The 19,579-nt window shown below is 71.7% G+C and carries 19 protein-coding genes and 1 riboswitch; of the genes, 6 read left to right on the top strand and 13 right to left on the bottom strand.

Translation table 11 applies throughout. From position 1 onward, the window contains the following. The first annotated feature begins 3 nt into the window (after positions 1-3). On the top strand, positions 4-522 hold the full coding sequence (locus SJ20_RS08965) for an aminoacyl-tRNA deacylase (protein WP_044659664.1): 519 nt from the start codon (positions 4-6) through the stop codon (positions 520-522). Between the two features lie 25 nt (positions 523-547). On the opposite strand, the gene pgsA is transcribed toward SJ20_RS08965, so the two are convergent. From pgsA to SJ20_RS08940, 5 genes are all read right to left on the bottom strand, one after another. Beyond that, entirely contained in the window at positions 548-1,159 is a 612-nt protein-coding gene (pgsA, locus tag SJ20_RS08960; protein ID WP_044659663.1) for a phosphatidylinositol phosphate synthase, read from the bottom strand. Then, positions 1,159-1,839 (bottom strand): HIT domain-containing protein, encoded by a 681-nt coding sequence (locus tag SJ20_RS08955; protein WP_044659662.1) that lies wholly within the window; start codon positions 1,837-1,839, stop codon positions 1,159-1,161. Before SJ20_RS08955 ends, pgsA begins: the two co-directional genes overlap by 1 nt. Continuing rightward, a complete protein-coding gene (gene thrS / locus SJ20_RS08950; RefSeq protein WP_044659661.1) occupies positions 1,836-3,854 on the bottom strand; it encodes a threonine--tRNA ligase in 2,019 nt (672 codons plus the stop codon). Before thrS ends, SJ20_RS08955 begins: the two co-directional genes overlap by 4 nt. 109 nt (positions 3,855-3,963) lie before the next feature. After that, a complete protein-coding gene (locus SJ20_RS08945; protein WP_044659660.1) occupies positions 3,964-7,662 on the bottom strand; it encodes a DNA polymerase III subunit alpha in 3,699 nt (1,232 codons plus the stop codon). Further along, a complete protein-coding gene (locus SJ20_RS08940; protein ID WP_036338972.1) occupies positions 7,659-7,985 on the bottom strand; it encodes a DUF6504 family protein in 327 nt (108 codons plus the stop codon). The genes SJ20_RS08945 and SJ20_RS08940 overlap by 4 nt, the downstream gene beginning before the upstream one ends. A 720-nt stretch (positions 7,986-8,705) precedes the next feature. Between SJ20_RS08940 and SJ20_RS12355 the strand changes: the two genes are divergently transcribed. Further along, entirely contained in the window at positions 8,706-9,149 is a 444-nt protein-coding gene (locus tag SJ20_RS12355) for a DUF6318 family protein (RefSeq protein WP_155643112.1), read from the top strand. A 215-nt stretch (positions 9,150-9,364) separates the two neighbouring features. Further along, complete coding sequence (locus tag SJ20_RS08935) at positions 9,365-10,084, top strand: PKD domain-containing protein (protein WP_230278125.1); 720 nt, start codon at positions 9,365-9,367, stop codon at positions 10,082-10,084. A 68-nt stretch (positions 10,085-10,152) separates the two neighbouring features. Here the strand turns inward: SJ20_RS08935 and SJ20_RS12210 are convergent, their stop codons facing one another. The 3 genes from SJ20_RS12210 to SJ20_RS12205 form a co-directional block, all read right to left on the bottom strand. Beyond that, positions 10,153-10,869, bottom strand: a complete 717-nt coding sequence (locus SJ20_RS12210; RefSeq protein WP_230278124.1) for a hypothetical protein — start codon at positions 10,867-10,869, stop codon at positions 10,153-10,155. 213 nt (positions 10,870-11,082) lie between these two features. Then, on the bottom strand, positions 11,083-11,934 hold the full coding sequence (locus SJ20_RS08920; protein ID WP_044659658.1) for an SOS response-associated peptidase: 852 nt from the start codon (positions 11,932-11,934) through the stop codon (positions 11,083-11,085). Between the two features lies 1 nt (position 11,935). Next, positions 11,936-12,088, bottom strand: coding sequence for a hypothetical protein (locus SJ20_RS12205; RefSeq protein ID WP_225348462.1), 153 nt, complete (start codon positions 12,086-12,088; stop codon positions 11,936-11,938). A 322-nt stretch (positions 12,089-12,410) separates the two neighbouring features. On the opposite strand from SJ20_RS12205, the gene SJ20_RS08910 reads away from it, so the two are divergent. Genes SJ20_RS08910 through SJ20_RS08900 form a run of 3 tightly spaced genes read left to right on the top strand, consistent with a single transcriptional unit; the run spans position 12,411 to position 14,814 of the window. Beyond that, complete coding sequence (locus tag SJ20_RS08910) at positions 12,411-13,505, top strand: S-(hydroxymethyl)mycothiol dehydrogenase (protein ID WP_044659656.1); 1,095 nt, start codon at positions 12,411-12,413, stop codon at positions 13,503-13,505. After that, positions 13,505-14,161: an MBL fold metallo-hydrolase gene (locus SJ20_RS08905; protein ID WP_004167600.1), complete on the top strand. Its 657-nt coding sequence runs from the start codon at positions 13,505-13,507 to the stop codon at positions 14,159-14,161. Before SJ20_RS08910 ends, SJ20_RS08905 begins: the two co-directional genes overlap by 1 nt. 32 nt (positions 14,162-14,193) lie before the next feature. Next, on the top strand, positions 14,194-14,814 hold the full coding sequence (locus tag SJ20_RS08900) for a uridine kinase (RefSeq protein WP_020628074.1): 621 nt from the start codon (positions 14,194-14,196) through the stop codon (positions 14,812-14,814). Between the two features lie 31 nt (positions 14,815-14,845). Here SJ20_RS08900 and SJ20_RS08895 read toward each other — a convergent pair whose 3' ends face one another. The 5 genes from SJ20_RS08895 to SJ20_RS08875 form a co-directional block, all read right to left on the bottom strand. Next, entirely contained in the window at positions 14,846-15,616 is a 771-nt protein-coding gene (locus SJ20_RS08895; protein WP_044659655.1) for a lipoate--protein ligase family protein, read from the bottom strand. Next, complete coding sequence (locus tag SJ20_RS08890; protein WP_041102744.1) at positions 15,613-16,479, bottom strand: thioesterase family protein; 867 nt, start codon at positions 16,477-16,479, stop codon at positions 15,613-15,615. Before SJ20_RS08890 ends, SJ20_RS08895 begins: the two co-directional genes overlap by 4 nt. Positions 16,480-16,581: 102 nt before the next feature. Continuing rightward, the gene (locus SJ20_RS08885) at positions 16,582-17,445 is read right to left on the bottom strand and encodes a MetQ/NlpA family ABC transporter substrate-binding protein (protein ID WP_010078798.1); all 864 of its coding nucleotides are present in this window, start codon (positions 17,443-17,445) and stop codon (positions 16,582-16,584) included. A gap of 53 nt (positions 17,446-17,498) precedes the next feature. Further along, complete coding sequence (locus SJ20_RS08880) at positions 17,499-18,179, bottom strand: methionine ABC transporter permease (protein ID WP_010078799.1); 681 nt, start codon at positions 18,177-18,179, stop codon at positions 17,499-17,501. Further along, positions 18,176-19,216, bottom strand: a complete 1,041-nt coding sequence (locus SJ20_RS08875; protein ID WP_041102743.1) for a methionine ABC transporter ATP-binding protein — start codon at positions 19,214-19,216, stop codon at positions 18,176-18,178. The genes SJ20_RS08880 and SJ20_RS08875 overlap by 4 nt, the downstream gene beginning before the upstream one ends. Before the next feature lie 59 nt (positions 19,217-19,275). Then, a riboswitch (SAM riboswitch) is annotated at positions 19,276-19,373 on the bottom strand. Positions 19,374-19,579 lie beyond the last annotated feature (206 nt).

Here is a 19,579-nt window from a genome sequence, read left to right as displayed (position 1 = left end):
GCCGTGGGCCAGCGCAAGAAGGATCGCAGCGCCCGGCACGGGGCGGCCACACCGGCCGTCGCCGCCCTCGAGGCCGCCGGGGTCCCGTACCGGCTGCACACCTTCGACGTGGCCCTCGACGCCGGCGGCGAGCGGTTCGGCGTCCAGGTCGCCCGGGCGCTCAGCGTGCCCGCCGACCGACTGTTCAAGACGCTGATGGTGGCGGACCCCGACGGCGCGCTCGCCGCGTGCGTGGTGCCCGTGTCCGGTCAGCTGGACCTGCGGGCCGCCGCCGCGGTGCTGGGCGTCAAGCGACTCGCCCTGGCCGATCTGGCCGTCGTCGAACGCCGGACCGGCTACGTGCGGGGCGGCGTCTCTCCCCTGGGCCAGCGCCGGCCCCACCCCGTCGTCCTGGACTCCTCCGCCCTCGACGCGGAGCTCATGTACGTCTCCGGCGGGCAACGCGGCCTGGATGTGGAGATCGCGCCCGCCGACCTCGTGCAGGTGACGGGCGCCGTCGTCGCGGAGATCGCGGCGGACTGACGGGCGGGTCCTGCGGCCGGGCCGGTCAGACGTCGTCGCGCGCCTGGCGGCGCACCACAGCCATGCGCTGGCCGACGGTGACCAGGGAGGCTGCGGCGAGCAGCCCCAAGGTGACGGCCAGGACGACCGGGGGCAGACCGAGGCCGGTGAGGCCGGCGACCACGAGGGTGGCCACGAGCCGTTCGGCGCGCTCGGCGATGCCCACGTGCGCGTCCCAGCCGAGGGCCTCCGCCTTGGCGCGCACGTAGGAGACGAGCATGCCCAGGGCCAGGCAGGCCCCGGAGAGCGCGCCGACCGCGGGTGCGGCGCCGACGCCGAAGCCCCACAGGCACAGCCCGAGGAACACGGCCGCGTCCTGCACGCGGTCCAGGGTGGAGTCGAGGAACGCGCCCCAGCGGCCGGTGGACCCGGCCTCGCGCGCCATGATCCCGTCCACCAGGTCCGAGAACACGAACGCGGTGATGAAGAGCGTGCCCCAGAACAGGTGCCCCAGGGGGAAGAGCACGAGCGCGCCCAGGCTCACGCCGAGTGTGCCGACGACCGTCACGGTGTCCGGACTGACCCCGGCCCGCAGGAGCGTACGGGCCACCGGGGTGAACAGGCGGGTGGTGACGCCGCGCGCGTGACGGTCCAGCATCAGGCGGGGTCTCCGGCCCCCGGGCGAGGATGCTCGGCCGCGGCACGGGCGTTGGCCGCCCGGCGCGCGGCGTGGTCCCGGGCGGCCCGGTCCCAGACGCCCGCGAGGATCTGCCGGGTCTCCCCCAGGGTCTGCGACATGTTCTTGGTCCGAGCGATGATCGGCAGGAAGTTGCCGTCGCCGGTCCACCGCGGCACCACGTGCTGGTGCAGATGGGCCGCGATCCCGGCGCCGGCCACCGCCCCCTGGTTCATGCCGAGGTTGTAGCCGGACGCGCCGGCGGCCTGGCCGAGGGCGAGCATCGCCGTCTGGGTCAGCTCCGCCATCTCGGCGGCCTCCTCCGTGGTGGTGTCCGTGTACAGGGGCACGTGGCGGTAGGGGCAGACGAGCAGATGACCGGGGTTGTACGGGTACAGGTTCAGCACCACGTAGGCGGTGCGGCCGCGGTGGACGATGAGGGAGTCCTCATCGTCGCGCTGCGGGGCCGCACAGAACGGGCAGGTGTGCTCGTCCTTGACCTGGCCCGTCCCCTTGGACACGTACGCCATGCGGTGGGCGTTCCAGAACCGCTCGAAGGCGTCCGGGGCGCCGGGCAGCTCGAAGCCGTCCGTGGCGGCGGCGTCCGCCGACGCGCGGGCCTGCGCCCGCGCGTCGGATCCGCCGGTGCCGGGGCTGGTCATGGGGTGACCTCGCGCTCGCGCACCGCCTTCACGATGCGTTCGATCGCCTCCTCCACCGGCACGCCGTTGTCCTGGGTGCCGTCGCGGAAGCGGAAGGACACGGCGTTCGCCTCCCTGTCCTCGCCGCCGGCGATCAGCACGAACGGCGCCTTCTCCTTGGCCGCGGTGCGGATCTTCTTCGGGAAGCGGTCCGAGGAGTCGTCCAGGCGCGCCCGGATCCCCTCGGCACGCAGCTTCGCGACGACGTCGTCCAGGTAGTCGTTGAATGCCTCGGCCACCGGGATGGCCACGACCTGCTCCGGGGCAAGCCAGGCCGGGAACGCGCCGGCGTAGTGCTCGGTGAGGACGCCCAGGAAGCGCTCGATGGAGCCGAAGAGGGCGCGGTGGATCATCACGGGGCGCTGACGGGTGCCGTCGGCGGCCTGGTACTCGAGGTCGAAGCGCTCGGGCAGGTTGAAGTCCAGCTGGATGGTGGACATCTGCCACGTGCGGCCGATGGCGTCCCGGGCCTGGACCGAGATCTTCGGGCCGTAGAACGCGGCGCCGCCCGGATCCGGGACGAGCTGCAGACCGGAGGCCTCCGCGACCTCGGCGAGGGTGCGGGTGGCCTCCTCCCAGATCTCGTCGGAGCCGACGAACTTCTCCGGGTCCTTCGTGGAGAGCTCGAGGTAGAAGTCGTTGAGGCCGTAGTCCTTGAGCAGGTCGAGGACGAAGTTGAGCGTGGTGGTCAGCTCCTCCTTCATCTGCTCGCGGGTGCAGTAGATGTGGGCGTCGTCCTGGGTCATGCCGCGCACGCGCGTGAGCCCGTGGACCACGCCGGACTTCTCGTACCGGTACACGGAGCCGAACTCGAACAGCCGCAGCGGCAGCTCACGGTAGGACCGGCCGCGGGAGCGGTAGATCAGGTTGTGCATGGGGCAGTTCATCGGCTTGAGGTAGTAGTTCTGCCCCTGGCGCGTGATCTCGCCGGTCTCGGGATCACGGACCTCGTCGATGTGCATGGGCGGGAACATGCCGTCCGCGTACCAGTCGAGGTGGCCGGACACCTCGTAGAGGTGCTGCTTGGTGATGTGCGGGGTGTAGACGAACTCGTAGCCGGCCTCGGTGTGGCGCCGACGGGAGTAGTCCTCCATCTCCTTGCGGATGATGCCGCCGCGCGGGTGGAACACGGGCAGGCCGGAGCCGAGCTCGTCCGGGAAGGAGAAGAGATCCAGCTCGGCGCCGAGCTTGCGGTGGTCGCGGCGCTCGGCCTCGGCGAGGCGCTCCTGGTAGGCCTTGAGGTCGTCCTTGCTGGCCCAGGCGGTGCCGTAGATGCGCTGCAGCTGCTTGTTCTTCTCGTTGCCGAGCCAGTAGGCGGCGGCGGAGCGGGTGAGCGCGAAGCCGTTGCCGATGAGCTTGGTGGAGGGCAGGTGCGGGCCGCGGCAGAGGTCGCACCACACGGCGTCGCCGGTCTTGCGGTCCACGTTGTCGTAGATGGTGATCTCCCCGGCCCCGACCTCCACGGAGGCGCCCTCGCCGGCGGTGTCCGCGGCATCCTTCTTGCCGAGCAGCTCGAGCTTGTAGGGCTCGTCCGCCATCTCGGCGCGGGCGGTCTCCTCGTCCACGACGCGGCGGCGGAAGGTCTGGCCGGACTTCACGATCTTCTGCATGAGCGAGGAGATCTGCTTGAGGTCCTCGGGGGTGAAGGGCTCGTCGACGTCGAAGTCGAAGTAGAAGCCGTCCGTGATGTACGGGCCGATGCCGAGCTTGGCGCCCGGGCGCAGCTGCTGCACGGCCTGGGCCATCACGTGGGCGGTGGAGTGCCGCAGCACCTCGAGGCCCTCGGGCTCCGTGATGTCCACCGCTTCGACGGACGCGCCGGCAGGGATCTCCCGGGCCAGGTCCCAGAGCAGGCCGTCCACCCGCATGACGGCGGTGGTCGGCTTCTCGCGGAAGAGGTCGAGGCCGGTGGTGCCGTGCGTCACCTCCCGCAGCTCTCCGTCCACGGTCAGCAGGATGTTCTTCGGCTCCGACACGGTGCTCCTTCGAGGTCTGGCTTCGGGATCGGTGGCGTACGGGGGCCACCGTCGGCCGCGTCCCATTCTAGGGGCGCGGCCGGACGGCGGGGCACGGAGGCGGACGGTCTCATCTGTCCGGGGTGGGCAGCAGCTCCCACGTCTCCGGGTGGGGCACCGGGATCGGGGTGTGCTCCGGAGCGGGCCGATCGGGTGCCGTGCGGCCGGGGCGGGCCCCGCCGGCCGGCCCGACGTCGGTGCGCACCTTCACGGGCCAGCCGCCCGTGCCGTGGTGCGGGATGTCCGGCAGGGGCTGCGCTCCGGTGCCCGCCCGGCCGCTGCGGCGCGCGGCGGCGGCTCGGCGGTCCGCCGCGAGCCAGTCCCGCCACTGCTGCCGGGTGGCGTCCAGGTAGTCGGGGTCCGGGAGCGTCTCGGGCCGGTGCAGGTCCCAGGCGCGCACGGCCTGGACGGACACGGCCCGGTCGCCGGTGCGCCGGACGGTGCCCTCGATCAGCAGGAGGCGGGCGGAGAAGAGCATCTCCCCGGAGGCGTGCTGGGCCTCGGTGAAGAAGGAGGCGTCCACGCAGCCGGTGCCGTCGTCCACGGAGAGGAACACCACCCGCTTGCCGCTGCGCATGGGCGGGGTCTGGGTGGCCACGCGCACCCCTGCCACGAGCACCCGGGACTGCGTGCGCAGCCCGAGCAGGTCCTTCGCCCGGGTGACGCCGAGCGCGTCCAGGTACGGGGCGTGGGAGTCCATGAGGTGGGCGGTGACGTCCAGGGCGGTGAGCTCCAGCTCGGTGCGGACCCGGGCGGCCGGGCCCGGGTCCGGGAAGAGCGGGGCGAGGGCGGTGAGCTCGGTGTCCGGCAGGTCCAGGGCCAGCTGGCCCTCCACCTGCCGTGGACGGGCGGACCGCGAGCGCGGGGCGGTGCGGCCGGGGGCGGTGCCGCGGGTGGTGGAGTGCTGGAGTTCGAGGTGGTGGACGAGGTCGGTGCGGGAGGCGCCGCCGGGTGGGAGGAGGCAGTCGAGGGCGCCGAGCTGGGCGAGGCGTTCGAGGTTGCGGGCGGTGGGGCGGGCGCGGTCGCGGACGTCGGCGAGGGAGCGGTAGGGACGGCCGGCGTCGAGGCGGTCGGTCTCGGCTTCGCTGAGTCCGGAGAGGCTGGTGAGGGGCAGGCGGATGCCCCAGCGGCCGGGGGCGCCGTCGTCGATCTCGGGGTGGGCGGGGACCCACTCGACGTGGACGTGGCGGGAGGAGGCGTTGACGTCCACGGGGAGGACGGGGATGCCCATGCGGCGGGCCTCGGCGACCATGAGGCGGGCGGGGTACATGCCGGGGTCGTGTTCGAGGATGGCGGCCATGAAGGCGGCGGGGTGGTGGGTCTTGAGCCAGGCGGAGTGGTAGGTGGGGACGGCGAAGGCGGCGCCGTGGGCCTTGCAGAAGCCGAAGGAGCCGAAGGCGGAGAGGGTGGCCCAGACCTCGTCGATGACTTCGAGGGAGTAGCCGCGGGCGAGGGCGCCGGTGCGGAAGGCCTCTTCGACGAGGTGTTCCTGCGGGCCGCCGAGGAGGCGGCGGTGCTCGTCGGCGCGGGCCAGTCCGCAGCCGGTCATGACGTCCATGGTGCGTAGGACCTGTTCGTGGAAGACGGTGACCCCGTGGGTCTCGGCGAGGACGGGCCGCAGGTCGGGGTGCGGGTAGTGGGCGGGTGCCCAGCCGTGCCGCTGTTCGAGGAAGGGTCGGACCATGTCGGACTGCATGGGGCCGGGGCGGAAGAGGGAGATGTCCACGGTGAGGTCGTTGAACTCGCGGGGGGCGAGTTTGCCGACGAGTTCGCGCTGGCCCGGGGACTCGATCTGGAAGCAGCCGAGGGTGTGGGTGGTGCGGATCATCGCGTAGGTGGCGGGGTCGTCGAGGGGCACCTGTTCGAGGTCGATGCGCTCGCCCGTGGTGCGTTCGACCTCGGCGATCGTGTAGGCGATGGCGGACTGCATGCGCACGCCGAGGATGTCGAGCTTGAGGAAGCCCATGGGGTCCATGTCGTGCTTGTCGAACTGGCTCATGGGCAGGCCCATGCCGGAGGGCTGGACGGGGGTGCGGTGCAGCAGGGTGGCGTCGCCGAGGATGACGCCGCAGGGGTGCATGGAGATGTGGCGGGGCAGGCGGTCGAGGCGTTCGGTGAGGTCGACGAGCAGGTCCAGCTGGCGGTCGCCCTCGGCGCGGCCGGACTCGATGCGGCGGGAGAGGCCGCCGAGTTCGGGCATGCGCTGGAGTGCCTCGCGGAAGTTCGAGGCGGAGAAGCGCCAGAGCTGCTTGGCGATGGCGTCCACCTCGGGTTCGGGCATGCCGAGGGCGAGGCCGGCGTCGCGGACGGCGCCGCGGGCCCGGTAGGCGTTCTGCATGCTCATGAGGGTGGTGCGCTCGGCGCCGAAGCGATCGACGACGGCGCGGTAGATCTCGTGGCGGCGGGCGGACTCCACGTCGATGTCGATGTCCGGGAGGGTGGAGCGGTCGGTGGAGAGGAAGCGCTCCATGATCAGGCCGTTGGCCATGGGGTCGACATGGGAGATGCGCAGGGCGTGGTTGACGAGGGAGGAGGCGCCGGAGCCGCGGGCGGCCACGCGGATGCCCATGCCCTCGATGAGGTCGACGACGGCGGCCACGGTGAGGAAGTAGGAGGAGAAGCCGAGTCGGGTGATGATGCCGAGCTCGTGCTCGGCGCGGTCCTGCAGGTCTCGGGCCGCCTGGCTGGTGCCGGGGAGGCCTCCCCCGGTGTGGAGGTGGGGGTAGCGGGCGAGGAGGCCGGTGCGGGTGCGCTCGCGCAGCACGTGCTCCGGGGGGCCGTCGATGCCGATGACGGCGGCCTCGGGGACGCGGGGCACGCCCCAGCCGAGGTCGGTCTCGGGGTCGAGTGCGCAGGCCTCGGCGAGGCGGCGGGTGGCCTCGAGCAGGGGGGCGGGGCGGTCGTCGGCGGCGAAGGCGACCTCGTGGGCGATGCGGTGCATGGCGGCGGTGGACTTGAGCCAGCCCTGTCCGTTGGGCTGCAGGTCGTGGAGGGCGTCGAGGGAGCTGAGGGCACGGACGGCGTCGAGGACGTCCGCGGTGGCGGCACCGTCCGGGGCCGCGTAGCGCACGGCGTTGGTCAGGACGGCGGGGATGCGGGCCTGGCGGGCGGCGCGGAGGGTCTTCACGGCGTGCCCGGTGTCGAGGCGGCGGCCGGGGGCGGAGAGGTGGGTGACGACGTCGGCGTGGGGGCTGCCTGCGGGCAGGGCCGCCTTCCAGCGGCGCAGGGCGGCGAGGCCGGCCGCGTACCGGCGGCGGGCCAGGTGGCGGCCGACGTCCGAGTCCGGGCCGAGGAGGACGAACAGCTCGGGGGTGGGCGGGTTGTCTCGGTTGGCGGCGGTGGGGACCCGGCCGGCCGCCGCGGCGGCGAGCTCGGCGACGCTGGCCCACGGGCTGCCGCCTGCCGCTCCCCCGGTGGTGCGGGCGTGGGCGGCGGAGACGAGCTCGCACAGGGAGCGGTAGCCGGAGCCATGACAGCCTCCTCGGGCGAGCACGACCACGCGGCCGGCGTTCTCGTCCTCGCTCCACCGGACGGCCAGGTCCACGCCCACGATCGGGGTGATGCCGTGGCGCAGGCAGGCGCCCACGTGCTTGGCCATGCCGTAGAGCCCGTCCCGGTCGGTGCAGGCCAGCAGGTCCATGTCCGCGGCCGCGGCGGCGGCCACGAGGTCCTCGGGCCAGCTGACCCCGTAGTGGGCGCTGAACGCGGAGGCGACGTGCAGGTGGGCGAAGGGTGCGGCGGTGCGTCCGGCCGCGGTGGCCCGGCTCATGCCGACCGCCTCAGGTCCTGGGCGTGCTCGTGGACGCGCACGAGCCGCCACCGGCCGGAGTCCAGGTGGTGGGCGACGTCGAGGGTCTGCAGGGGCGCGGCGCCGGCCCGGGCCAGGCGGACCTGCAGCCGCCACATCTCGTGGTCGACGAGACCGGCGCCGCGGCCCTTCTCCGCGCGGACCTCCTCCGCCCACCAGCGGCGCCGCTCGAACCAGCGCACGGGGCGCTCTGCGAGGACGTAGTCCCGCCCGTTCCAGCGCAGCCCCTGCGGGGTGCCGTCTGCCCCGCACTCCACCGCCACCGACTGTGTGAGGACTCCCATTCTGCTTCTCTCCCTGTGCACTGCTGACCGGACCGACGACGGGGTGCCGTCGGGCGATGGGAGCGCGGCCCGTCCGGCGGACCGGACGCGGGGAAGAAGTGGGAAGGTGGGGCCGCACCCCCGATCGTACTCGAATATGTGTTCGAATGCGATGGAGGCGAACGTAGGGCGGCCGCCGGACACGTTAAGGACGCATGGCCCCCGGGATGGGAGGGACCGAGTCCTGACCGCGGACCTCGACCCGACCCTGGGGCGCACATGCACGAGAAAATCGTCTCTTGGGCCGGAAGAAGTGCGCCGGCACGGTCCTGTGGACAATGCGAGCAGGACCACAATCCGCCTGCGTATACTCCGAACCAACCGGGCCTCGCATGCCACGGGCACCGCGCTGCGGGATCAGCGCGGGAGGCGCGGACACACGACGGACGTCCAGTTGGAGGGGAAATGTCTCTCACCGCACCCGGGCGCGCCCTGCGCCGCCACCGATTCGCCCAGGCCGGCACGCTCAGCGTGGCCTTGGCGCTCGCACTGACCGCCTGTGGCGGGCAGTCCGAGCCCGCCGAGTCGTCGACGACGTCACCCTCGTCCGCCAAGCCCGCCGTCGAGACGTCCGCGCCCGCGAGCACGAGCGAGACCGCGGGCGTCAGCTCATCCCCCACGGCCACGGAGAGCAGGTCCGGCGAATACGTGCCCGCATCTGCCGACGGTCCCGCTCAGAACGTGCCCAAGCCGGAGATGCCCGCCGCCATGAAGGAAGAGACCAAGGAGGGCGCCGAGGCGGCGATTCGCTATTTCTGGGAGGCGACTTATTTCCTGCAGCAGACGGGTGAGCCCCAACCTCTGCAAGAGGTATCAGGCAAGACTTGCAAATTTTGCGAGCAGTACAAGCAGTCAATGACAGGTCTATATGAGAACGACGGATGGATGTCTGGCGACGGCCCAAGCATCACCTCCATGGCGACCCAGCCATCTACAGACGGATATATAGCAACACTTCTCATCGATCTGAGCCCTGAGACTGCCCGTGACTCCAAGGGAAAAATTCTTCCCGGCGGAGAGGTTTCAGCCTCACCTGAAAGTCCGTGGATTGCAGAACTTTCCTACTCAAGTGACCTTGGACATTGGGTCGTAGACAGCATGACGCTCGAGTCTCCAGCCGGATGACCAGCATGAAACCTAGGCTTTTCCTGTGCGGTTTCGCTCTTACCTCCCTGCTCCTTACTGCACAGCCCGCCGCCTCCGAAGAACCCGTAGTCAAATGTGGCACCCAGGGAAATTCCTATGGAATAGGCGACAACGCCGTGAAGTCTGAAGTAAATTGCACCGATCCGTCGGAGATTTCTTCACCTGGAACAGACGGTGCAAACTCGTCGGCTCCCGTGGCATCCCACCTAGAGCACAAGACGGTCAGTGCGTGCATCCCAGGGCAGCTCGGCAACTCGGATTTCGAGAGCTGCCGAGAGCAGGAGGACAACTTCTGCCCCGAGGGTTCATGGATCCGGGCGCAGACCATAGACACCCGTCAACCTGATGCGAATCCCGTCTATGGCGCCCCCAAATGTTGGACGGCCAAGGCCTCCAGCAACGGCGCCCCGCCCGTCTCCATCGACGAGGTCCGCACGCTCCTCGTGCTGGAGCCTGAGATCCGGTCGGACAATGGCGGACGCGGGATCCGCAATGCGGAGACGAACTTCTACGCAGACGCCGAGACGCGCACGCTCGTCACCACCCTCAACGGGGTCGAGGTCGAACTCCGCGCCACGCCGGTGAGCTTCCACTGGGATTACGGGGACGGGTCCCCCACCAAGACCACCTCGGTCGCAGGCCAGAGCCAGCCGGAGTTCAACGTCCCCACCCCCACGAGCCACGTGTACGAGGACACCGGGCAGTACACGGTCCGCCTCACCACCGTGTACATCGGCGAATACCGGGAGGCCGGGGGCGAGTGGGTGCTCATCCCGGGCACCATCAGCCTCGACTCGGCCCCTGTCACCGCGAATATCTGGCGCACCATCACCCGCAATGTCGCCGATGACTGCAGCGTCGACTCCTCAGCCTGGGGCTGCACCGGCCCCATCGAATCCGCTCCGGCCGGCTGAGCACAGACCGCGGGGCGGCCGACGGTCTCCCGTCCACCGCCCCGCGGCCCCCTCGTCGGCCGGGTGTGTCAGACCCGGCGCACCCGCCCCCGGGCCATGAGCACGAGTCCCGCGCCGAGGGCCGCGAGCGCTCCGAGCGCGCCCGCCGGAACCTCACGCCCGGTCTCGACCGTGTCCGGGGTCGTGTGGGTCTCCTCCCCGCCCGTTCCCTCCCCCGGTTCCTCCCCGGCCACGGGAGCCGGAGTGTCGACGGGCTCCTGCTCGGCGGGCGGCACCGGGTCCGCCTCGCCGGGAGACGGGGCGTCCTCCCCCGCCGGCACGTTCAGGGCCCAAGGCTTCTGCCCGTCCGCGAGCAACTCGACGAGTGCGAAGACGGCGGACCGCTCCGCGTCCTGGGTGATGATGACGTCCTCACCCTCGGTCACCCCGTCCAGCGACCAGTCGAGGACGAGGCGGTCGTCGGTCGGGTATGTCGCGTCGGCGAGGTAGTGAAACCCGGTGAAGGAGTCCACCGTGGTGTCGCGCCAGAGGGCACCCCAGCGCGGACCCCACGAGAGTTCCGCAACCGCCGCGTCGTCGCCCAGGCCTTCGGACCGGAACGGCAGCAGCACGCCCGGCTCGGCGTGCTCCAGCGTGAGGAACCGCTCGGGGTAGTCCCCGAACACGGGGTCGGCCAGGCTGTGCTCGCCCCACGCGTAGACGAGCCCGGCAGAGGGGCCTATGTTGCCCTCCGGAGTGCCGGCAGCCTCATCGTAGAGAGCGGCGGCCACCGGGGTGCCGTCCACGGACAGGGTGAACAGGAGATGACCGTCTCCGGCCTCACCGTGGCACCCCGCCGAAAGATGCGGCGCTCGCGCCGGCCCGGTGACACCCACGCTACGCAGAGCCCATTCTCAGGGGGAGTTCAGGACGGTCTCGGATCCGTCTCGATCCGATCACGATGCCGCGGCGTCGCATTTCCGCGCCTCACGGGCAGGTCATCCCCGTCGCCCCGTCCCTCAGAGCAGCGTTCCCTGCTGCTCTCTCATCTCCTGGGTCAGCTCCGGCCCGTTGTTCCGGACATTCCCCACAGCGCCCCCCACGGGCCGCAGCGACCAGCCCGCCGCGACGTCGTACGCGCCGGCGCACACCTCGCCCACGAGGGCGTCGGCTTCTTCGGCGGACCCGAGCGTGTCCGGGGCGAGCCACCGGTCCATCGTCTCGGCGTCCATGGGCACGGGCAGCCGGTCGTGCAGCTGGCCGAGTGCGGCGAGCACCGGATCGTCGTCGTCCGCGTCGGGCCCGGCCATGGTGAGGATCGTCGTCGAGAGGACCCAGGCGTCCTCCCCCGCCGCCTTGGCCTCGGGGTCCTGCCACCACTCGTACAGGCCGGCGAACCAGATGACCGGCCCCTCGCCGTCCCCGGCCCCGGCCGGGTGCACGTAGTAGGGCTGCTTCTTCGCGGCCCGCCCGTCGGGACCCTTGGCGCCAGGCTCCGGCGTCTTCCACTCGTAGTAGCCCTCCACCGGCACGGCGCAGCGGCGGGCGCGGACGGCGGCCCGGAACGTCGGCTTGCAGGCCACGGTCTCCGAGCGCGCGTTGAACGCACGGGACCCCACGGACAGCTCCTTCGCCCACGGCGGCACCAGGCCCCAGCGGGCCACGTGGATCCGCCGGGTCACCCCGGCACCGCCGTCGCCCCCACGGGTGCCTCCGGCACCGCCGTCGTCCGCGTGCGCCACGAGGATCGGCACCTCGGCTGTCGGCGCCACGTTCCAGCTCTGGCGCAGCACCAGCTCCTCATTCGTCTCGGCATCGCCCAGGGCCACCAGGTCGCTCGTGGCGCGGGCCATCACGTAGCGGCCGCACACGTCAGCGGTCCCTCCCGTCCCGGCCACGCTCGACATACATCCACGCGATGCCGAGGGCGAAGCCCATCATCGCGCAGCCGAGCACAGTGCCCCAGGGCCTCTCGGTGCCCAGTCCGAACACCACCCCCAGGCCGACGCCGATCAGCAGCCCCACCAGTGGGATGCGCCACTGAGCGAGCGCCCCGGTGCCGTTCCGGGCACCGGCCGGAGCCCCGGCTGGAGCCTCCGGAGCTTCGTACGCCTCGTCCTCGTCTCTGCCATGTCCTGCCACGGTTCGCCCCTCCGTTCACATCGGTGCTGCGGGTCAGGTTGCAGTCTCCCCCGGCCGCCGCGGCGACACCACACACCAGGCCCCCCGGCTGCTCACCGATGCGTCGCACAGACACCTGTGATGGGATGGGCAGAACGAGCCCGCACGTCGCGCCGCCCCACGCATGCGCGGCATCGGGCAGATCCCCACCACCAGGAGGAACAACGTGTCCCAGAAGGTCCGCGGCGTCGTCGCCATGGCGAAGGACGCCCCCGTCACCATCGAGACCATCGTCATCCCCGATCCGGGACCCGGCGAGGCCGTCGTCGACATCAAGACCTGCGGCGTCTGCCACACGGATCTGCACTACCAGCAGGGCGGGATCGGCGACGAGTACCCGTACCTGCTCGGCCACGAGGCCACGGGTGTGGTCTCCGCGATCGGCGAGGGCGTCGACCACGTCAAGGTCGGCGACACCGTGATCCTCAACTGGCGCGCCGTGTGCGGCGAGTGCCGCGCGTGCCGGAAGGGCGAACCGAAGTACTGCTTCAACACCCACAACGCGACCCAGAAGATGACCCTGGAGGACGGCACGGAGCTGTCCCCGGCCCTGGGCATCGGGGCGTTCGCGGACAAGACGCTCGTCCACGCCAAGCAGTGCACCCAGGTCGACGGCGTCGACACGCCCGAGGAACAGGCCGCGGTCGGCCTGCTCGGCTGCGGGATCATGGCCGGCATCGGCGCGGCCATCAACACCGGCGAGGTCAAGCGCGGCGAGTCCGTGGCCGTGATCGGCTGCGGCGGCGTCGGCGTGGCCTCGATCGCCGGGGCGAAGCTCGCCGGCGCCACCACGATCACCGCGGTGGACATCGACGCCAAGAAGCTCGCCAAGGCTGAGGAGCTCGGCGCCACCCACACCGTGAACTCGAAGGACGAGGACCCCGTGGAGGCCATCCGCGCGGCGACCGGCGGCTTCGGCGCCGACGTGGTCATCGATGCGGTCGGCCGCCCGGAGACCTACGAGCAGGCGTTCTACGCCCGGGACCTGGCCGGCCGCGTCGTCCTGGTGGGCGTGCCCACCCCCGGCATGGAGCTGAAGCTGCCCCTGCCGGAGGTGTTCGGCCGCGGCGGCGCGCTGAAGTCCTCGTGGTACGGCGACTGCCTGCCGGAGCGCGACTTCCCCATGCTCGTGGACCAGTACCGCCTGGGCCGCCTGCCGCTGGACGAGTTCGTCACGGAGACCATCGCCCTGGACGAGGTGAACGAGGCCTTCGAGACGATGAAGTCCGGCGACGTCCTGCGCTCGGTGGTGGTGCTCTGATGGCGCGCATCGATCACCTGGTCACCTCCGGCACGTTCTCCCTGGACGGGGAGACGTTCGACGTGGACAACAACGTGTGGATCGTCGGCGGCGCGGAGCAGTGCGTCGTCATCGACCCGGCCCATGACGCCTCGGCCGTCTGGAAGAAGGTGAACGGCCGCCAGGTGCTGGCCATCGTCCTCACCCACGGCCACGACGACCACATCCGCCAGGTCCAGGAGTTCCGCCAGATGGTGGACGCCCCCGTGCTGCTCCACCCAGCAGACCGCATGCTCTGGGACGACGTCTTCCCCGACGAGGAGCCCGACGGCGCGCTCGCCGAGGGCGACGTCCTGCGCGTGGCCGGCGTCGAGCTGCGGGTGCTGCACACCCCCGGCCACTCCCCCGGCTCGGTCTGCCTGTACGCCCCCGCGCTGGGCGAGGCCGGCGACGACGGCGCCCCGACCGGCGTCGTGTTCTCCGGCGACACCCTGTTCCAGGGCGGGCCCGGCGCCACCGGCCGCTCGTACTCGGACTTCGACACGATCATCGAGTCCATCCGCGAGCGCCTGTTCCCGCTGCCGGAGGCCACCGTGGTCCACACCGGCCACGGCGACTCCACCACAATCGGCACGGAGAAGCCGCACCTGCAGGAGTGGATCGACCGCGGCCACTGAGGACGCGCCGAGGTGGGGAAGAATGGTCCCCCGTGACCATCCTCCCCGCCTCGCCCCCTCCCTCCGTGATCCTGCTCGGCGGCGCGTCGGGCTCCGGCAAGTCCTACCTGGCCCGGCGGCACGGCCGGCCCCACCTCTCGCTCGATGCGTTCTACCGTCCGCAGTCCGACGACGGCGCCGCGGGCGGGCCCGGCCCCGTGTTCCCGCGCACCCCCTACGGTGAGATCGACTGGGACCACCCCGGAACGTGGGATGAGCAGGCGGCCGTGGACGCCGTCGTCGAACTGCTCGAGGAGGGCGCCACGCGCGTGCCCGACTACGACATCTCCACGTCCTCCGTCCGCGGGCACAGCACCGTCGCGCTCGAGCCGGGCGGGGTGATCGTGGCGGAGGGCATCTTCGCCGAGCGCATGCCCGCCGCCCTGGACCGGGCCAGGGTCCGCTACGCGGCCTGGTACATCGACCAGGCGCGGACCACGACGGCGGCCCGCCGGTTCGTGCGCGATGTCGCCGAGCGTCGCAAGCCCGTGCCGTTCCTCGTGCAGCGGGGCTGGTCCCTGTACCGGACGGACGCGGCGCGCCGGGCGGCGGCCGTGGCGGCCGGCTTCACCCCGCGACGCAAGCGGGAGATCATCGCGGATCTCACGGCCTGACGGGCCGCCCGCAGCCGGGCCGCCCGTGCCCTCAGCCGGCGGTGCCCGCGCCGAGGACGGCGAGCTGCTCGTCCACGACCTCGAGCCCGGCGGCGGCGGCCCACGCCGTGTACTCCTCCCGCAGGGCCACGGCGAACGCGGGGACGCTCACCCCGGGACGCACGTCCTCGGCCGCGCCCGCCGTGCGGGGGTCCATGTCCAGGCCGAGCTCCCGGTAGACGTCGACGAGCACGGCCCGCAGCGGGGCGGGGTCGGACACCACCACGTGGGTGGAGAACAGGAACGCCCCCTTCACCACGCGCTGCGCGGAGCCGGCCAGCTTCACCGGGTAGGTCGGCGCAGGACCCTGCACGGAGAACTCACCCGGGCAGTACTCCCCCGGGATCTCGCCCACGGAGGCGGGCACGTCCATGCGCGCGAACGCCCGCACGAACAGGTCGGCGAACTCGGCGAACCGGGCCTGCTGGGTGAGTGCCGCGTCCTCCTGCTGGCTCAGGTGGTCCACCACCAGGCAGCCGTGATGGTAGGCCGCCGCCCGCCCGCCGGCCCGGCGCACCACCGGCGCGAAGCCGTGGGCCCGGGCCGCCGCAGCCGCGGCCGCGAAACCGGGCAGCCGCGCGTCGCGCTGGCCGAACGCGACCGTCGGTTCGGGCACGTAGACGCGGATCAGATCGTCGAGGGCCCTTCCCTCGGCCGCGGCGGCGCGGAAGACGGCCAGCTCGCCCATGGCCCAGTCGAGGTCTTCAGCGGCCCCGAGGGTCCGCTCCTGCACGGCCCAGCGCAGCCGGGGAGCTGGGCTCACAGGCCGCCCTCGACCGGCCAGGAGCGCAGGGTGAGGGTCTGCTCGACGTGGGCGAAGGGGCCGTCGTCGTCGTGGAGGACGGTGCTGGTCAGGCCCACGCCGTCCGGGCCCACCGTGACCTGCCCCGCGAGGCCGAGCCAGTGGCCGGTGGGCTCGCGGTACAGGTGGATCTGCAGGTCCACGTTGGGGAAGAACCACCCGCCCGGCTTCGCCGGCAGGGCGGGGGCGATCCCGTTGGCCGCATCGGTGAGGCTGATCAGGCGCACCAGGTCGCTCGTGCTCTCCCCCGCCACCATCTCGCGGTCCGTGGTGAGCCACACCCGGCCGTGGCCCGGCCCGTGGCCGGGCAGGACGACGCCGTCGAGGGAGGCGATGTACCCGCCTCCCCATCCGTGGAGCGCGTTGTGCGACTGCGCCTGCGAGCGCGGCGGGAGGGGCTCGTCCGGCAGCTGGGCGACGGCGGAGGTGTCCGAGGTGGACAGCAGCCAGGCGCGCAGGGTCAGCACGGTGCGGCCCCGGGCGTGGAGCACGGACTCGACGAGCTCGATGGTCCGGCCCGGACGCAGGGTGCGCGTGACCACCTCGAGCTCGCCCGACCAGAGCGTGCCCAGGATGTCGTAGGAGAGCCGTCCCACCCGCAGCCCGGGAGTGGTCTCGTGCGCGGCCACCTCGTGCAGCAGCAGGCCCGAGACGGCGGCCATGTGCATCTCCTCTTCCCGCCATGCGCCCTGGGCGTGCACGGTGGAGCGCACGCGGGAGGTGCGGACGCCGTCGGCGTCCACGGTGGGCTCGCCGAGGCGCACGTAGAAGGCCAGGGGATCGTCGGCGACGGAGGCCGCGGGGGTGGAGGTGATGTCGGTCATGGGCCGAAGTCTGCCAGAACGACGACGACGGCCGGTGACGTCCCCGCGGGGATGTCACCGGCCGATGAGGCAGGCGCGGGGCGCCGTCAGGGACGCTCCGACTCAGAAGGACGGGGTGACGTCGCCGCCCGGCCAGGTCTGCTCGATGTACTCCTTGACCTCCGGCGAGTGCAGCAGCTCGTCGAGCTTCTCCACGCCCGGGGTCTTCTCCCCCTCGCGCCATGCCACGAAGTTGGCGTAGGGGTTCTCGCCGGAGATCTCCTCGACCACCACGGCGTCCTCCAGGGTCATGCCGGCCTGGATGAAGTAGTTGCCGTTGATGATGGCGAGGTCCACCGCCGGGTCGTCCAGGATCTGCACGAGGATCTCCGGCTGGTTCTCCTCGAACTGCAGGCCCTTCGGGTTCTGCTCGGGGGTGAGGGTCAGGGCGGCGGAGTCGTCCTGGATGTCCTGGAGCAGGCCGGCCTGCTCCAGCATCTTGAGGGCACGGGGCTGGTTGCCGGGGTCGTTCGTGATGGCCACGGTGGCGCCGTCCGGCACCTGGTCCACGGAGTCGAACTTCTGGGAGAACGCGGCGTAGGGCTCGATGTGCACGCCCTCGCCGTGCTCCATCTTCAGGCCGCGCTCCTCGACCTGCTTGTTGAAGAACGGCTCGTGCATGTAGTAGTTCGCGTCGATCTTGCCCTCGTTGAGCGCGGTGTTGGGCATCTGGTAGTCGTCGAACTCCTGGATCTCCAGATCGATGCCCGCCTCCTTCGCGAGGTTCTCGTCCACGAACTCGAGGATCTGGGCGTGCGGCACGGGGTTCGCACCCACCTTCACGACGACGGGATTCGCCGGGTCCGGGGTGGGGGCGGAGGAGGCCGCCGAGTCGGAGCCGCTGGCGCCGCAGGCGGAGAGGGCGAGGGCGAGAGCGGCGGTGCCGGCGCCGAGGGCGGTGCGGCGGGAGAGGGGTGACAGAGCCATGGGAGGGGCCTTTCGTATCGGAGGGGTGGAGAGATGAAGAAGAAGGTGAGAGGTCAGCGGTGGTCCATGCGGCGGATCAGCAGGTCGCCGATCCACTGGATGAGCTGCACCAGGACGACGATGACGACGATGGTCACGACCATCACCTCGGTCTGGAATCGCTGGTAGCCGTAGTTGTAGGCGAGGCGGCCGAGGCCGCCGCCGCCGATCAGGCCGGCCATGGCCGAGTAGCCCACGAGCGTCACCAGGGTGGTGGTCGTCGCCGCGATCAGGCCGGGCATGGCTTCCGGGAGGAGGACCTTGCGGATCACCTGGCCACGGGTGGAGCCCATGACCTGCGCGGCGTCCACGGTGCCCGAGGGGATCTCACGCAGCGCCGACTCCACAAGGCGCGCGAAGAACGGCGCGGTGCCGATGGTCAGGGAGATGGTCGCCGCGATGGGCCCGATCGCCGTGCCCACGAGCCACTTGGTCAGCGGGATGAGCGCCACCATGAGGATGGCGTACGGGATCGACCTCGTGATGTTGACGATCACGGCGGACAGCACCGTGTAGAGGGCGGGCATGGGATTCAATCCCCCCGGACGGGTCACATGCAGCACGATGCCCAGGAGGCCGCCGATCAGCACGGTGGCGACGCCGGAGATCGCCACCATCAGCAACGTCTCCACGACCGCCTCAGGCAGGGCCTCGGTGATCGCCGGGTTCGTGGTCAGCTTCTCGAGCCAGGTCATCGGGCTCCTCCGATCTCATCCGCGGTGACGTGGTCCTGGGCTGCCTGCCGAGCCGTGCGGACGCGAGCGGTCAGGCCTGCCTCCTGCAGGCGCGCCACCACGGCGTCGGCCGAGGCCTCCGTGGCGGACAGGCCCAGGAGCTGGTGGGAGAAGCGCTCCCCCGCGAGGTCCTCGACGGTGCCGGCCAGGATCTCGACGTCGCCGGCGCCCGCGTCGCGGACCAGCTGGGTGATGGGCAGGGAGGCGGCCCGGCCCCGGCCGAGCACCTCCACGAGGCGCTGGTCCCGAGCGGCATGGGGCGTGGGCAACGGCAGCAACGCGGCGGACAGCGGCGAGTCGAGGTCGGACGCCACGTCCCCGAGGTCGCCGGACTGGACGATCCGCCCGTCCTGCAGGAGGGACACCTCGTGGCACAGTCGCTTGACCACGTGCATCTCGTGGGTGATGACCAGGACGGTCAGGCCCAGGCGCCGGGAAAGGTCCTCGATCAGGGTCAGGACACCCTCCGTGCTCGCGGGGTCGAGGGCCGAGGTGGGCTCGTCGCAGAGCAGCACGTCGGGGTCCGACGCGAGCGCGCGAGCGATGCCCACCCGCTGCTTCTGACCGCCGGACAGCTGCGCCGGGTAGGACCCTTCGAAGCCCTCGAGACCCACCAGAGCGAGCAGCTCGTCTGCGCGCGCCCGACGCGCGGTGGCATCGGACCCGCCGGCGACCTCGAGCGGATAGGCCACGTTGTCGCGGGCGGTCCGGGAGGAGAACAGGTTGGCGTGCTGGAAGACCATGCCGATCCGGCGGCGGGAGTCCAGCAGGCCGGAGCGCGACTCCCGGGTCAGGTCCTTGCCCGCCACGGAGACCGTCCCGGAGGTCGGGGGCTCGAGCAGGGTCAGGCACCGCACGAGCGTGGACTTGCCCGCGCCGGACTGGCCGATGATCCCATGGATGCGGCCCGGGGCCACGGCGAGGTCGACGCCGCGCAGCGCACGGATCTCCTTCGCGCCCTGGCGGAAGGTCTTCTCGAGACCACGCACCTCGATCATGGGCGTGCCCATGGGATGCGCAGACGTGCTGAGAGCAGGGGTAGACGACATTCCCGTCCTTTCCATCGGTCCTGGCGTTAGCACCTGCGCCCGGTCGGTGGGGGTGTGGTTGCTGCGGCGTCGTCGAGCCAGATCTCTCGGCCGCTCAAGATGGTGAGGGGCGCCCCGGCGTCGTCACCGGTGCAGGGAAAAAGTCAACCACACCGGGGCGCCGTGGAAGGAACGACGTGACACAGGTCTCATTTCCCGACCTCTCGGAGGGCTGGACCCCGCCTCCGGCCCGCGTCATGTGTCGCCATATGACAAACCCCTGCCATCCAGTGGCCGGTGGCACCCCTCCCCACCACGACGCCGGCCCGCACC

This window comes from Micrococcus sp. MS-ASIII-49 (assembly GCF_000946635.1).
Classification (GTDB): domain Bacteria; phylum Actinomycetota; class Actinomycetes; order Actinomycetales; family Micrococcaceae; genus Micrococcus; species Micrococcus luteus.
The sequence above is the reverse complement of the archived record's forward strand: the minus strand, read 5'-3'. Positions and strand labels throughout refer to the sequence as shown.

Excerpts from the sequence above, each read along its gene's own strand:
- pgsA (WP_044659663.1), bottom strand. The coding sequence starts at position 1,159 with ATGCTGGACCGTCACGCGCGCGGCGTCACCACCCGCCTGTTCACCCCG.
- SJ20_RS08955 (WP_044659662.1), bottom strand. The coding sequence starts at position 1,839 with ATGACCAGCCCCGGCACCGGCGGATCCGACGCGCGGGCGCAGGCCCGC.
- SJ20_RS08945 (WP_044659660.1), bottom strand. The coding sequence starts at position 7,662 with ATGAGCCGGGCCACCGCGGCCGGACGCACCGCCGCACCCTTCGCCCAC.
- SJ20_RS08940 (WP_036338972.1), bottom strand. The coding sequence starts at position 7,985 with ATGGGAGTCCTCACACAGTCGGTGGCGGTGGAGTGCGGGGCAGACGGC.
- SJ20_RS08905 (WP_004167600.1), top strand. The coding sequence starts at position 13,505 with ATGGCGCGCATCGATCACCTGGTCACCTCCGGCACGTTCTCCCTGGAC.
- SJ20_RS08890 (WP_041102744.1), bottom strand. The coding sequence starts at position 16,479 with ATGACCGACATCACCTCCACCCCCGCGGCCTCCGTCGCCGACGATCCC.
- SJ20_RS08885 (WP_010078798.1), bottom strand. The coding sequence starts at position 17,445 with ATGGCTCTGTCACCCCTCTCCCGCCGCACCGCCCTCGGCGCCGGCACC.
- SJ20_RS08880 (WP_010078799.1), bottom strand. The coding sequence starts at position 18,179 with ATGACCTGGCTCGAGAAGCTGACCACGAACCCGGCGATCACCGAGGCC.
- SJ20_RS08875 (WP_041102743.1), bottom strand. The coding sequence starts at position 19,216 with ATGATCGAGGTGCGTGGTCTCGAGAAGACCTTCCGCCAGGGCGCGAAG.